The organism is [Clostridium] fimetarium, assembly GCF_900111235.1.
Taxonomy (GTDB): Bacteria; Bacillota; Clostridia; order Lachnospirales; family Lachnospiraceae; genus Clostridium_N; species Clostridium_N fimetarium.
Genome location: NZ_FOJI01000004.1, coordinates 268,254 through 281,885, shown reverse-complemented (window position 1 = coordinate 281,885; position 13,632 = coordinate 268,254). Strand labels below are relative to the sequence as shown.

Below are 13,632 nucleotides of genomic sequence, written 5' to 3'. Positions count from 1 at the left end.
GTCCGTTTTTGCTCCGCATCGTGACCGCTGTTCCTAATACGCAAAATAGTTCTAACTCTCGTTAGAACTGGTGCGACTGCCTGTCGCACAAAAAGAGCTAGTCAGCACGACTAACTCTTTAAGGAATGTTTTATTTATCGTTTGTTACATTACCATTTCCATTTATAGATATCGCCTCACCACCATATGTTGGCTTGGGCTTTAATATTGCATTGATAAAGTCTTTGTTTCTTGCTAATATCTCCCTCAATTCTCGCTTACTTTGTCCACCATATTCTTGTTGATCCGATGCAACTCCGTATGCTTCAATTCCCAGTTGTTTTGCAATATATAGCGCGCGATACAAATGATATCCTTGCGTAACTATGATAACCTTATGCACACCAAATATTTCTTTTGCTCTATATATACTCTCGTATGTAGAAAATCCCGCATGATCCATAAAAATATCTTTTGAATCAATGCCAGCATTAATTGCAAAGGTTTTCATTACATTTACTTCGTCATAATCAACTTTTCCATGATCACCGCTCATTAAAATTTTGGGAGATGCCCCTTGTTTATATAACTCTACGCCTCGCAGTAATCTGTCATTTAACATAGGGCTTGGTGTATCTTTGTCCCATACGCCTGCACCTAATATTATAATTGCATCTACATTTCCTAATTTTACAGCATCTTCAACCGGTACAATATTGTTTTGTACCGATTTTTTAACAAATAGATTTATGCCTAAAACAATAATCATACAAATAGCAATTAGCGCAAGTAATATCAAGCCTATTCTAATAAACAGCTTTCGTTTTCTCATATTTTACCCCTTATGCTTTTTTCCATATAGATTTATGAGGTTTTTTATCCTCATCTACCTCTAATCTTATATGTGTTTTCGGAAACGTAATTCTATATGCAGCTTTCACGCATATGAAAAGCATTGCAATTAACAGCACATATAAAACAACCCAAAACCATAATGAATTCAATGCTTTTGCTTTCCCTACATCATCACCATAATAATATACAGTTACTTTCTCAATATCGAATGGAGAAATCATTGAAAACATGATTGGTACAATATGTATGATACCATTATTATCATTAAAGGCTGTAATACGGTTTTTCCCGTATTGATTTGTCTCGGTTATATTGTACGTTTTGCTGTAATCAGCGAGATTGCGCTTAACGATGCTTATTGTTGTCTTCTTTTTGTATTCTACAGTAACTGCATTGCCATCTTTATTTACACCCTTAAAAGTTGTACCATTCTTAAACTCTGTAGCAATTGAATTGCCATTCATTTTTAATATGATGTCCTGTACATTTAACTTAACCGCATATATAAGACTGCATGCAATAATTAGACTTAATAGAATCCATTTTGCTGCATGTGCGGATTTCTCCCATTTTTCTTCCTTACTATTTTGACCATTACTTTTATTATCATACCCTTCAAATGCTGAATATGCCATTATGATCCCCCATTCAAATCATCTATATTTTTGCAGTATCAATTTTATTAATTTCTAAAGCTTCTCAGCCATTTTTGCCGGTGGTTGTTTGACAATACTGTAAACCGGAAGCAAACCGATAAGCACATTCGCAGTATAGAGTGCAATAAGTATGAAAAACATTGTATACCATGGATATACGAAATTAATCCCAATTGATTTGAAATTGCCAAGGATCTTAATTACAATACTGGTAAGCACGACCGTCGGCAAAACGGTATAGCTTGTTAATATTACAATTTCTAAAGCATATGTAGCGAGTATTCTGCTTTTAACAATTCCGATAACACGAAAAACTGTTAGCTCCTGCAGACGTTTCATAGCATTTGATTTCATGCTAAAATATAGCATTAACACAGCCATGGAAAGTATTACAGCTGACATAATCGACCATGTTGTCAAAACAGCCGCCTGTTTATCTTCATATGCTTTTAGCTGATCGGCCGCCATATCATTTACCGTTATATCAATTCCTTCTTCCTTCAAATCTCCTTTTACAGAATTAATATATGTAAGCAATCCTCGTTTATCGTCTGAATAAATACGAAAACTCTTTGTTTTTTCATTAAAGGCATCTACAATTGCATCATAGGTTTTTTCTGTAACAATATAACTTACATTGAGTTCATCAGAAAAGGAACCCACGGCCGTATATGTAATGCCGTATGTAGTCGTTTTAGAAAATTGTTCGCTGATGACCATATTATCATAAACTGATTTTGGTACTAATACGTTAAAACCATGTAGCGTTAAATCTTCATATTTTCCTGGGAATATTGCCTGAAGTTGTTCTACTGATGCAATCGAATCGCTCCAAGAAGCAATACTAACCCTCATATATTTATCAATATAAATAGATGGCTCACCTGAATCGGAGATACCAACAATAGTCAGGAAGTCACTTTTGCCCATTACCTCAACCTGATTTCCTAAAAAGTCTTTATAACCTGGCATTAACTTAAAGACAACGTTTTCCGTTTGCCAAAATTGATTGATCAATCGCTTGTCAATAACGATTTCATTTCGCGCCTTTGGCATTCTTCCTGAAATCAAATCTGCTTCATTAAAATGCTCCATAGTAACAAAAGATATATCTTTAACAGCATGCATGATCTTATTGATTTGTCCAAATCCAGGATGGCGAAAATCCAACTCTACTTTTTGGAACAGGATAGGTCCTGCAGTTGTATTTGCTTTGCGTAATTCCATATACACATCATTGGCATGACCACTGTCTAGTAATTGATCGTAAAAATTAATAAAGTTTTGATTATATGTTTCCGGCGAAGCAGTATTAATTGCCTCCGTTTTAACCGTAACATAGTGGGAATCATCACTGATAATAAGGGTCTTATCTCCAGTCTTTAAGGTAATATAATTTGCCACTGTAATCACAAGTATAACCGCCGTAAGAATAAATGTAACCATCATAAAAATTTGCTTTTTCCCGAATGCCTGCAGGTTTTCTGCCGTCATCTTACGAATTTCCTTAAAAGAAAGTCTTGGTGACTTACACGTACTTAGTTTCGGAAGATTGAAATCAAACTCCTTGGACTGCTCATACTCCGGTTTCTTCGAATCAATCATCTTAGTGCTGGAATCATTCATTAGAAATACGATTTCTTTTTCATCTGGTGATTGGATATATAGCTTACCATCCGCACAAATCATATTAAGCGTAAATTTATTTTCTGAACCATCATGATACAAATTGATATTTACATTCTTATTATTCAATACATTTGGCTCATATTCCTTAAGATACAGATTTGAGTCATCTAATCTCTTATAGTTTCTGCTCTCTGTGTTAGCAACATTGACATCTCTTTCAACAATTCCATCTTTTACATATATGATTCTGTCTGCATAATAATCAACGATGTTTTTCTCGTGGGTGACAAGAATAACGAGATGCTCTCTCGATATTTTCTTGAGAATATCCATAGTTTTAAGTGTATTTACCTCATCAAGGTTTCCTGTCGGCTCATCCGCAAAGATAACGGATGGAGATTTTATGAGTGCGCGTGCAATGGCGACACGCTGACGCTGTCCACTGGAAAGCTGAGATATATTTCGATTTCTATATTTTCCGATTTCAAGTGCGTCTAGTACATAATTTACGCGGGATTTTTTTTCCTCATCAGAAATATCAAACATGGATAGTGCAAGATGAATATTATAGTCAACAGTGTAGTCCTGTAAAAGGTAATAATTTTGAAAAATATACGAAAAATCACTTACTCGCAACTCTTCTGAATTTTTTTCAGAGTATTTATTGATGGTAACTTCATCTATTGTGATTTCTCCGCTTTGGAACGTATCCAATCCACCAATGATATTAAGAAGTGTTGTCTTGCCGCAGCCACTTTCACCCACGATGCAGACCAATCCTTTGCTATCAAATTCAAGACTGGTTCGGTTAACAGCGTGTATTTCATTTTTCTTTCCTTTATTAAAATATTTTTCTATGTTATCAACTTTTATCATATGAGCTCCTTTTTCATCTTCCGATGCAAATATCTGTTAAAAAGAAAAGAAGTTATTATAGCAATAAAGATATTATACGCAAAGTATATGATAATCGAATATATCTTAAAATATTTAAACAAATCCGCAAAATATCCAATTCCACAGATTTTATCTGCTATAACTGTACAAATGACAACAACAGAAGCTGCTAAAGCATAAGTTGGCAGTTCATAGTAAGTAATTTTCTTTGCTGTCTTAAAATCCATTCCCATATATTTTAACAATGTAAAATTTTTTGACTTAATACATAAAAATGAAACAACGATTAGTATTTCAAAAATACAGAGAAATAAAAGTATCAATATACATGCATAAATCGTTGACATTCGCTCTTTTACTTTCTCTGGAATATATTTGATAGCAGATGTACTATAGGTGCTGATTGCTTCATATCCTTGTTCTTTAAGTACACTTAACACACCATCCATATATGCATAATCATCTATATATAAAGAAGCTTGAGGACTACCCTGAGGAAACAGTTCATTAAAAAATTGTTCACTAAATTCGAAAAACTGACTGGAGTTATACTCATTAGCTTCAGGGATTATTTCCATATTGTAAATGGTTGTCTTATAGGTGAGACCATAGTCGTCATGTAATAGTACACTCAATTCGGCTTTGCCAATAGGATGTAAGCTTGTAGTCATGAAAAACTCCTGTGTGCCCCGTATCTGTTTATATTCCAAACCCTCTCCAATGATTGGAATTGGAGCTGCCGAACCTTTATATCTCTTTTCATCAACGGTATAATCATATCTCAAAGGAAGATAAGTATTTTTCGATAGGCCTACTGTAAGCATACTACATAGTTTTTCAGAAAAATATATTTGATCACGCTCTTCCTTTAAGATCCCAGTTACTTTACACGTTGTAAAATAATGCTGCGTAACACCCCAAATGTTTTTTGCCGTAAAATAATAATCTATTGTAGTTCCTATAATATCTGCATTCTCAGAATAAACTGCAATTTCATAAAGTTCTGTCGGCAATACACCTGCACGTAAGTCGTCTTCACCTATTGCGCTTGCAGATTTCATAAAGTGATCTTCATTTAGGAAATTAAGTGTACGAACTTCTGCTAAGACACCATTGTGGTCGTAACTCATACTATAAGTATATTTGTAATCTGTGTCGCTATAGTAGTTAATGTCATTCGCATAATCATACATATCTGCAATTTTAACATGCGCTGCAGATCGGAAAAATTCCATGTCTGTTTTCGTAATCTCAGCACCATCTGAATGCCTAACAGCTATACGGTTCATATCTTCATGATAGAAAATGGACTTGTCATAACTCCTTGTCCTGACATCATCTTGATTGCTGTAAATGATTCCTAAGAAAACAAAAGACACAATTGCCGTCAAAAGCATAAAAGTAAAAAGCAATGTGGACTTTTGACGCTGCGAGGTTAGATTCATAAGAGCAAATCGTCTGGCAATTGAGCCTGATGATTTTATGGGGATTATATTCTTTTTTGTAGAGATTATTATGTCCGATTCTGATGTGGGTTCTGATGTGGTTTCTGATGTGGGCTCTGATGTAGGTTCTGATGTGGGTTCTGATGTGGGTACTGATGTGGGTTCTGATATAGATATCATTGCTGTTTCTGTCGGATTTTCTTGTTCGACTGGAATGTCTAAAACTACCTGCCCATCCTGAATCCGGATTTTTCTTGTGACAAATGATTCGACTCCCTCATAGTTATGCGTCACTAATAATATCAACTTGTGCTTTGATATTTTACTGAGAAGCTCAATTATCTGCTTTCCGGTTTTACTATCTAGATTAGCAGTCGGTTCATCTGCAATAATAATATCCGTATTCTTAGCCAACGCACGTGCGATTGTCAATCTTTGACGTTGCCCACTTGATAATTTAGCAACTTTTTGACCCGAAAAATCACTCATTCCTACTTTATCAAGCAAATCCAATGCCGTTTGTCTTGCTTTATGTACTTCTATTCCCTGAATCAGAAGTGAACTTTCTACATTTTGAAGTGCACTATAATTTTCAATCAAATTATTGTTTGCAAATACGAATCCTATCTTATTTTTCCGATATTCCTCCCAATCCTTGGCATCAAAATGAGATGTGGGCTCACCATTATAATACAGCTCCCCATCATCATATGTATCCACACCACTTATTATATTCAGTAATGTAGTTTTCCCACTTCCACTTTCTCCAATAATTGCAACAAATTCGCCTATATTGAATTCTAGCTGGATTTTTTTCAATGCAGGGACCACTGCATTTGACGAATAATAATATTTTGATATATTGTCCAGTTTTATCATTGTTCTCCCCCTTCTTTTAAATAACTTGCTATTTATACGTTATAATTATTTTACCATTATTATACATTTTTAACAATATTTTTAATAAAATAAGTGTGGTAATAAAAATACACGATTAATGCATTTCCTTACCACACTTATTCATATTATATTTATAATGCGTTTAAAACCAATGACTTTATTTCAGACTATTTTAAATCATAAATTTTCATTTTTTCAATATTATCTCTATTTTTCTTATTCCTACGCTGAAAGAAATATCCAAATAGCATGATCCATGTTGGAATATTATAAAACACAAATATTATCATTAATGTAAAAGGTATTTTTTCAATATACGTCACATCATTAACAACTCTATAACTCTTTATCATATTTCCAGTAGCTCTATCTAAAGAATAATACTGAGATACTGCTGCATTTAAAGCAAATATAATTATAAATATGATTGATATACCCATTGTTACTAATGGCGGAATTATCTTTTTCCAATTTTCCTTTGCCTTTAAGCATTTCATAATATATATGCAAGGCAATACTATAAAATATAACACTCCAATAATCGGAATTATATAAAATGAACCATATGACATAATAATCACTCCCCTATAATTTTTTTGTATTCAGAAATCAAAACTTTTGCAGTATCAAAATCGATCTTATCACTTACCGCCAACCTTTTAATAATCGCAATATATGGTTCATTTTCTGTCTGTTCACTTAGCTGTATTTTTTGTATCAAACTATCCAGACGGATACGCACTGTCGGATAAGATACCTCATACTGCTTTGCAATCTCTTTTAATGATCCAGATGCCATAACAAAACTCTTTATAAATACTACGTCTTCGTCTTCAAGGTTTTTCATCCAATCCGGAACTACTTCAATTGCCATTTTACGCCCCCTTCTTAACAATATTTATATTTTCTTTAACTATATTTATATTAAATCAAAATAATATTAAAGTCAAGTTTAATATTATTGAAGTCGGAAAATTATTTATCACTTAAAAAATCCCACAAACCAATGTTTGTGGGATTTAAACTTCTATTTATTTAATAAGCTTTGCTTACCGTCCTACCGTAGGGCTTTTTTCTTTACTACTAAGGTATTCCTCCACATTAAATACATCCCCATTTCTGATTTTACTCATAAGCTCTTTCGCTGTATTGATTGAGCTAAGGTCTGGATAAGTTACATCCATTGCCTTAAGTGTAGGGTCGTTTGGATAAAGGTTTGAGCGGATTTTCGGCCCTTCTGTACCACTTACACTGTACATCTGAACATTCCATGCTTTTGAATCATTTAACGTATCCTTTAAAAGTGCAGTAATTGTTTCTTTGGGCATGCTGGTCATAAAAAATCCTGATAAGGAATCCATAACATTTACATAATTTGTAAGAATTGCTGGTGATTTCGCTTTTGCAAGGATACCTTGGATGGCAAATGTCTGATTTCGGCCACGCTGGTTATCACCGTCTGGAAAGTTCATTCTTTCTCTGCAAAAAGCTAACGTTTTGTCACCATTACAGTTTGCATTTAGACCAACTGTAAAATTATATTTAATTATGGAGGTATCATGATGCGTCGTAAATGCGACTTCTGAATTAATGTCAATCCCTCCAAGTGCATCAACGATTCCCATCGCCCCTGTAAAGTTAACCCTTAAATAGTAATCGATATCAATTCCATACAAGTTTGCAAGCGTTGTTACTGAACCGTCCATTCCAAAATTACCTGCATGCGTAAGTTTGTCTTTTTTTATCCCTTTATCTGATAGCGTATATATATCAATCAGATAATCACGAGGTGTTGTAACAAGTAGAATTTGTCTGTTTTCTGGATTAAATGTTGCAATGATATTGACATCGTTTAATCCAGAGGAACTAACCTTTCCATATTGGTTCGTTCCACCTATATAGATGGTAAATGGTTTCGTAATGACGTTCTTGACAGAATTTTTGTCCAATTTTGTCTCAACTTTAATTGTATCAATAACTTTTGTTTTGCTACCAAAATCCTTAGATTTTGCAACAACGTCTGGTCTATAAGCTTCATTTAATACGATGGCTTTGACTGTCCCACTGTAAAGAGCCTTTACAAGGGATTCCCAGTCCTTACTTGTGGATGTTTTCAAAGTAGTGTTAAGTTGAGCATTCATCTGTGAGATTGCATCTTCGCTAATGGTCTTATCAACGGAGTTGTTATATCCAAAGGCATAATTCTTAGTGTCACTTAATTTATTCGCTGCATCTGTACTTAACACAATGATAGAACAGTAACTCGTCTGCGTATCAGAACCTGAAATCTCAGACAACATACTACCCGTTTTGTAAACATAAACTGAACTTGTACTTAATATTATTATAAGAAAAACTGCAAGTATCTTCCCGAATACATGCGCTTTTGTAAACTGTGATGAGATATTGTAAGCAGCGGTCAAAACCATGACGGTTATCAACATTACAATATATTTTGTAGGTATAACATCTAACCCAAACAACAACCATAAAAACACAGCGGAAATAATAATTTGAAGTGCAACAAGCAAAACTCCCACAACTCTGTTGCGTAATCGCTTTTTCTTTTTTAAGCCCTTTGGGCTGAGTGATGATGCTTTTGTGAAAAGCAAGCCCACATCTAATTTCTTTTTTCTTCGCGATTTTTGCATAATATAATCCCCCCATACTGAAAATCTATATGTCTTTTATTCCCAGATTTCCTCGTTTTAATCTTAAAGCAGGCAATTTACTGACTATATGCATCTAAACTTAACAATGCTACCAGTCTCGCATCAATAATAAAACATTCTTAATGTTTTTACAAACATTTTCTTTTGAAATACTTCTACTGACATAAAGTAAAATACTGATACAGTATTACTCTTCATAACCTTTATTTTTTTGGATCCATTCTATAACTGTAATTATCCATGCCGATATCAACATAATGCCAATAATAACTCCTAGCCCAATATCTCCATCTCGATCAACAACGCTCCACGCTCCAACAACTGCTTGAAGTCCAAAAACAATTGTTCCAGTGATTGTCACCATCGTCATTGCTATTCTATTTGATTTTCTATCTTTATCAGTTACTTCACAATCTAGCATTGCTTTTCTAACATTAAAATACCAAACGCCTACATATACTAACGCCATGGTTCCCTTAGCACCTGTAAAAAACAAAACACCATATCTTTTTAATGTAGCCTGAATAATAAATAAGACAGTTAAACCCAAAAAACTTTCAAATCCAGCTCGATATACACAATTTTTTTGTCTTTCATCTAAATTATTAAATTTCCACATATACTATTCCTCCCCAAATAATTCATCCAAAGATTTCCCTAATACTTTACAGATTCCCAAGCATAATTTAATCGTTGGATTATAATCTCCTTGTTCAATTGCATTCATTGTTTGCCTGGATATTCCTACTTTTTCTGCTAATTTTTTTTGTGTTATATCCAGTTCAGCTCTTGCAACTTTTATTTTTATATTTCTTCCCATGTGTTATACCTCTTTTTCGCCTCTTTTGATGGTATCATATACATTAATATATGTCAAATATATCTTACATATACTTTAAGAATAGCAAAAGATAGAAAAAGCTTGGGAATCCACTATTCACGCGGATTTCCAAGCTTTTTACGTCACGATTTAACATATTATTACTTTACAACGCCATTTGATATTACAATCATTCTATCTGCAAAATCGGCATTAGTTCTTTTTCAACTTATTTTTCAATTGCTTCTTAACAAATCCAACGATATATGCAATCACTAATGGTATCATTATTCCAGCTATCAAATACAATATGGTATACTGTACAATTCCTTGCGGCAAGTAAAAATAAAATATATTTGTTTTATATTCTATCCAATCAAAGTTTGGAAACAAAGAAAAATATTTATATCCTAACGAGAACAAAAACTTTACAAACATAAACCCCAAAAATTGATGTATCATAATCGAAAATGTATTATTCGCTATATAATTCATACATTTACTATCTTTTAACACCGGTACTAAAATGCGCGAAACTCGTAACCAAAATGCGATTCCTAATATTCCTACTACAAATGGCATATAGATATTATCAAAATCATTGCACCAACTAGCCGAATAAGTGACAGTTCCACCATATTTTGTTATAACGCCCAATTGAAGTATAAAGACAATCGCAAAATAGATGATATTGGGTATCTTATCAATTTTTTCAAGTTTTGAATGATATAGCAAACCTAACGCAAAAAAAGGCAAAAGATATAGCGTTCTTGCTAATACAAGTAACCAACCCGAGTTATATCCATTCATTGAAAGCCATGCCCCACACAACCCCGCAATCAAGTATAATGCAAAAATCAAAAACTCATTTTCCATTTTCAATTTTTCTAATATTTTTCTAAAAACAATATTACAAACTTCTATTATAAATAATGGTATTACAAACCATCCAGCTAGATTATAAGCAAATTGATGTCCGGTCGTAATTGGAGTCAATAGTAGATTCTCAATCGTAAAATCTCCACCAATTGTAAATCCCTTAAATCTCAAGGCATATACAAGCACTCCATAAAAAATATTCCATATAAATAAAGGTATAATCAAATGTGTAAATTTCTTTTTTATGTAAACCATTATGTTACTTTGATGCGTTCTTTTATAGAAATATCCTGATGCAAATGCAAATAATCCTACGTGGAAGGCATATGGTATAAACCAATTATCTAGAAATGCTATTCCTCCATTATAATTTGTATGTCCAGCAACAATAAAAATAATTCCAAAAGCATATAATATCTTAAATTGATAATTGACTGTTTGAATGTTGGCATTTTTAGTTAATTCCATGTCGTTTAACTTCTCCTTTTTCATTAATATTCTTCTTTATTTCTTCCAAAATCATCGCAATTCCTTCTTTTTGATTTTGTATATCAGTTCCGATTGTATTCGTAGCTAGTGAAAGCTTCAAGCATTGCTTAGAAACATAAATTTTTATTACATGTCGTCCTGGTAACAAACTTTTCTTTACTTTCACCTTCTCTATCTGCGCAAATGGAACTTCAAACGCACCTTTAACTTTATAACAATCAAAGGTTTCCATTACATAAAATACAAATTTTGAATTTGTCATTCCCACATAGCAATATTGATTTGTCAAAGCTCCCATTGCCCCTGCTAGGCTTCCACCAACTGCAGCAAACGACATTAATGTCTTTGTATCTGCCATCAGGCAACCCCATACTTTTGCTTCGTATGACTCGCCTTCTTTTAATGCTTGTCCTAATAATTCATTTTTATCTTTTTCATTTAATGTTTTCATTTTTTCTCCATTTGTAATTCAAATTTTAAATCCAGTAGTGGCTTAACTACCCAGGCATTAATCCTTTATCCAACAATACTTTTCTCTATACTCACTAGGCGAATATGAAGTATATTTTTTAAAAGTTCTCCAGAAATGCGAATTATTCGTAAAACCAACACGGCATATAATTTCAGATATCGGAATCAACGAATCTCTTAGCATTGTCGTAGCTAAATCAATCCGCATTGTTATTAAATACTCATTAACCGAAAGATTTGTCACTTTATTAAATTGATCATTTAATGTTGTCCTATTTGTCGTGAATAAAGTAGCAAGCTGTTGCAACGTGATTTTTTCTTTATAGTTATTATTTAAATAATTAATTACACCTGAGATGTTTTCTGGTATCTGATTCAATTCACTTCCGATTAAATTTTTATTGGAATCATAAAGTCTAGTAATTAATACAAGTAATTCTAATAAATACGAACGCGAACGACAAGGCCAATACATATCTCTTTCTTCTAACAGCTCCCTATTAATAAATTCAAATAGTCGAGACACTTTTAGAAATACATCTTCTTCTAATTGATACTGTCCTATAAAACAATTATCATCTCGATATATAAAGGATAAAAGAAGGTAACAATCTTGAACGGTTGCATTTGAAAATCCATTGTTATCCCCTCTAATATTAACATAATTTAAGATATCATTAATAAAACCAGGAACAAAATATATACTCTTAACTTTTACATCTTTACAATTTTTAAATTGAATCGTATCTTTTTCATTGATACAAAAAAGCGCATGCTTAGAAAAATGCACATCGTGATTGCTGACGCACATCGTGCCAAAACCTTCCTCAATTAAAAGTAGTCGAAAGCAATCATATTCTACATTTTCTTCTAACACATTTAGCGAGCTGTAATAAAGAAGATGTATATAATCACCTCGTACCATCCAGCTAAAATTTTTATTTTCCATAACCTCAGATGCCCCCCTGATATTTTATAAGTATATCACAACTGTATATCGATTACATAATACATTTTATAAATCAAAAACAAAAAAGAAGCCTACACCAATATAAACATTGGCATAGACTTTTCTTTATCTAGATGTTCACTATTATTTCATTTGGCTTAATGCAACAAATTGCTTTTCCAAATCTTTTTTTACAATGAATTCACTTGTTTTCGTTACTTTCGTTCCTGCTGGAATTTCAGTTAAAATTGTATCGATGGTAGGTTCCTTATAAAATATAGACTCAGCCTTATTACTATAATGTTCTGGAATAATCGCTTTGATCTTAAGATTAAACAAGGTAATAAAACTATCTTTATTTTTAACGGTACCATATTCACCTGCATAGGCTAAAATAACATCTGCATCCTTAATCGCTTGCAGCGCCTCTGGACTATCTATATTATCTGTTTCACCCATATTTACTACTGTAAGGCCATTTTCTTTGTATACAAAAATTGTATTACTTCCCAAATCCGCTACATGTTTAGAGTCATATCCTGTTATTTCCACATCTCCAATAGTTACCGGCGTACTTAATTTGTCCAGACGTAATATCTTGGGCTTTCCAGTAACATCTTTTATTCCAAGTATATGATCCTCATGTTCATGAGATATCGTCATAACATCTGCTTCCATTTGAGGAAATTTTCCAAATATTGACCCATAACTGGTACCATACGGATCTGTCACTAACCTCGTTCCATCAGCAAATTTGATATAAAAGCATGAATTTCCTACATATTTTATACTTAGTAATCCTGTTGTATCTTGTGCGACTGTAGAAGCTTCGTCGACTGACGTATTCTCACCAGCTCCTGCCTTTGTAGCAACGTCGTTGCCTAACGCATTATCACTACTAGTGTTTTTGGAACATGCTACCACCATACCTACTATAGCGACCATAAATAATATTTGAACGATCCTTGTAAATATTGTTTTTCGTCTCATA

General features: G+C 33.1%; 13 protein-coding genes. All 13 read right to left on the bottom strand.

The annotated features are described in order from the left end of the window. Nucleotides 1–130: 130 nt before the first annotated feature. The 13 genes from BMY18_RS07450 to BMY18_RS07390 all read right to left on the bottom strand — a co-directional run bounded on the left by BMY18_RS07450 (nucleotide 131) and on the right by BMY18_RS07390 (nucleotide 13,631). A complete protein-coding gene (locus tag BMY18_RS07450; RefSeq protein WP_092452167.1) occupies nucleotides 131–811 on the bottom strand; it encodes a SanA/YdcF family protein in 681 nt (226 codons plus the stop codon). Between the two features lie 10 nt (nucleotides 812–821). Continuing rightward, the gene (locus BMY18_RS07445; RefSeq protein ID WP_092452163.1) at nucleotides 822–1,469 is read right to left on the bottom strand and encodes a hypothetical protein; all 648 of its coding nucleotides are present in this window, start codon (nucleotides 1,467–1,469) and stop codon (nucleotides 822–824) included. Between the two features lie 54 nt (nucleotides 1,470–1,523). After that, complete coding sequence (locus tag BMY18_RS07440) at nucleotides 1,524–3,995, bottom strand: ABC transporter ATP-binding protein (protein ID WP_092452160.1); 2,472 nt, start codon at nucleotides 3,993–3,995, stop codon at nucleotides 1,524–1,526. Then, nucleotides 3,992–6,340, bottom strand: coding sequence for an ATP-binding cassette domain-containing protein (locus BMY18_RS07435; protein WP_092452158.1), 2,349 nt, complete (start codon nucleotides 6,338–6,340; stop codon nucleotides 3,992–3,994). The genes BMY18_RS07440 and BMY18_RS07435 overlap by 4 nt, the downstream gene beginning before the upstream one ends. Nucleotides 6,341–6,528: 188 nt before the next feature. Beyond that, entirely contained in the window at nucleotides 6,529–6,933 is a 405-nt protein-coding gene (locus BMY18_RS07430) for a hypothetical protein (protein ID WP_092452155.1), read from the bottom strand. 5 nt (nucleotides 6,934–6,938) lie between these two features. Next, nucleotides 6,939–7,235: a DUF2089 family protein gene (locus tag BMY18_RS07425; protein ID WP_092452152.1), complete on the bottom strand. Its 297-nt coding sequence runs from the start codon at nucleotides 7,233–7,235 to the stop codon at nucleotides 6,939–6,941. Nucleotides 7,236–7,410: 175 nt separating this feature from the next. Further along, nucleotides 7,411–9,012, bottom strand: a complete 1,602-nt coding sequence (locus BMY18_RS07420; protein ID WP_092452149.1) for an LCP family protein — start codon at nucleotides 9,010–9,012, stop codon at nucleotides 7,411–7,413. 208 nt (nucleotides 9,013–9,220) lie between these two features. Beyond that, nucleotides 9,221–9,652, bottom strand: a complete 432-nt coding sequence (locus tag BMY18_RS07415) for a hypothetical protein (protein WP_092452145.1) — start codon at nucleotides 9,650–9,652, stop codon at nucleotides 9,221–9,223. A 3-nt stretch (nucleotides 9,653–9,655) separates the two neighbouring features. After that, entirely contained in the window at nucleotides 9,656–9,853 is a 198-nt protein-coding gene (locus BMY18_RS07410) for a helix-turn-helix transcriptional regulator (RefSeq protein ID WP_092452141.1), read from the bottom strand. A gap of 213 nt (nucleotides 9,854–10,066) precedes the next feature. Next, nucleotides 10,067–11,200, bottom strand: a complete 1,134-nt coding sequence (locus BMY18_RS07405) for an acyltransferase family protein (RefSeq protein ID WP_170841333.1) — start codon at nucleotides 11,198–11,200, stop codon at nucleotides 10,067–10,069. Continuing rightward, nucleotides 11,187–11,672, bottom strand: coding sequence for a hypothetical protein (locus BMY18_RS07400; RefSeq protein WP_207647432.1), 486 nt, complete (start codon nucleotides 11,670–11,672; stop codon nucleotides 11,187–11,189). The genes BMY18_RS07405 and BMY18_RS07400 overlap by 14 nt, the downstream gene beginning before the upstream one ends. A 57-nt stretch (nucleotides 11,673–11,729) precedes the next feature. After that, the gene (locus BMY18_RS07395) at nucleotides 11,730–12,641 is read right to left on the bottom strand and encodes an AraC family transcriptional regulator (RefSeq protein ID WP_092452135.1); all 912 of its coding nucleotides are present in this window, start codon (nucleotides 12,639–12,641) and stop codon (nucleotides 11,730–11,732) included. 144 nt (nucleotides 12,642–12,785) lie between these two features. Then, nucleotides 12,786–13,631: an MBL fold metallo-hydrolase gene (locus BMY18_RS07390; RefSeq protein WP_092452132.1), complete on the bottom strand. Its 846-nt coding sequence runs from the start codon at nucleotides 13,629–13,631 to the stop codon at nucleotides 12,786–12,788. Nucleotide 13,632: the final 1 nt, after the last annotated feature.

Coding starts and splice junctions, on each gene's coding strand:
- BMY18_RS07450 (WP_092452167.1), bottom strand. CDS start 811: ATGAGAAAACGAAAGCTGTTTATTAGAATAGGCTTGATATTACTTGCG.
- BMY18_RS07415 (WP_092452145.1), bottom strand. CDS start 9,652: ATGTGGAAATTTAATAATTTAGATGAAAGACAAAAAAATTGTGTATAT.
- BMY18_RS07400 (WP_207647432.1), bottom strand. CDS start 11,672: ATGAAAACATTAAATGAAAAAGATAAAAATGAATTATTAGGACAAGCA.
- BMY18_RS07440 (WP_092452160.1), bottom strand. CDS start 3,995: ATGATAAAAGTTGATAACATAGAAAAATATTTTAATAAAGGAAAGAAA.
- BMY18_RS07410 (WP_092452141.1), bottom strand. CDS start 9,853: ATGGGAAGAAATATAAAAATAAAAGTTGCAAGAGCTGAACTGGATATA.
- BMY18_RS07435 (WP_092452158.1), bottom strand. CDS start 6,340: ATGATAAAACTGGACAATATATCAAAATATTATTATTCGTCAAATGCA.
- BMY18_RS07445 (WP_092452163.1), bottom strand. CDS start 1,469: ATGGCATATTCAGCATTTGAAGGGTATGATAATAAAAGTAATGGTCAA.
- BMY18_RS07420 (WP_092452149.1), bottom strand. CDS start 9,012: ATGCAAAAATCGCGAAGAAAAAAGAAATTAGATGTGGGCTTGCTTTTC.
- BMY18_RS07405 (WP_170841333.1), bottom strand. CDS start 11,200: ATGGAATTAACTAAAAATGCCAACATTCAAACAGTCAATTATCAATTT.
- BMY18_RS07395 (WP_092452135.1), bottom strand. CDS start 12,641: ATGGAAAATAAAAATTTTAGCTGGATGGTACGAGGTGATTATATACAT.
- BMY18_RS07425 (WP_092452152.1), bottom strand. CDS start 7,235: ATGGCAATTGAAGTAGTTCCGGATTGGATGAAAAACCTTGAAGACGAA.
- BMY18_RS07430 (WP_092452155.1), bottom strand. CDS start 6,933: ATGTCATATGGTTCATTTTATATAATTCCGATTATTGGAGTGTTATAT.
- BMY18_RS07390 (WP_092452132.1), bottom strand. CDS start 13,631: ATGAGACGAAAAACAATATTTACAAGGATCGTTCAAATATTATTTATG.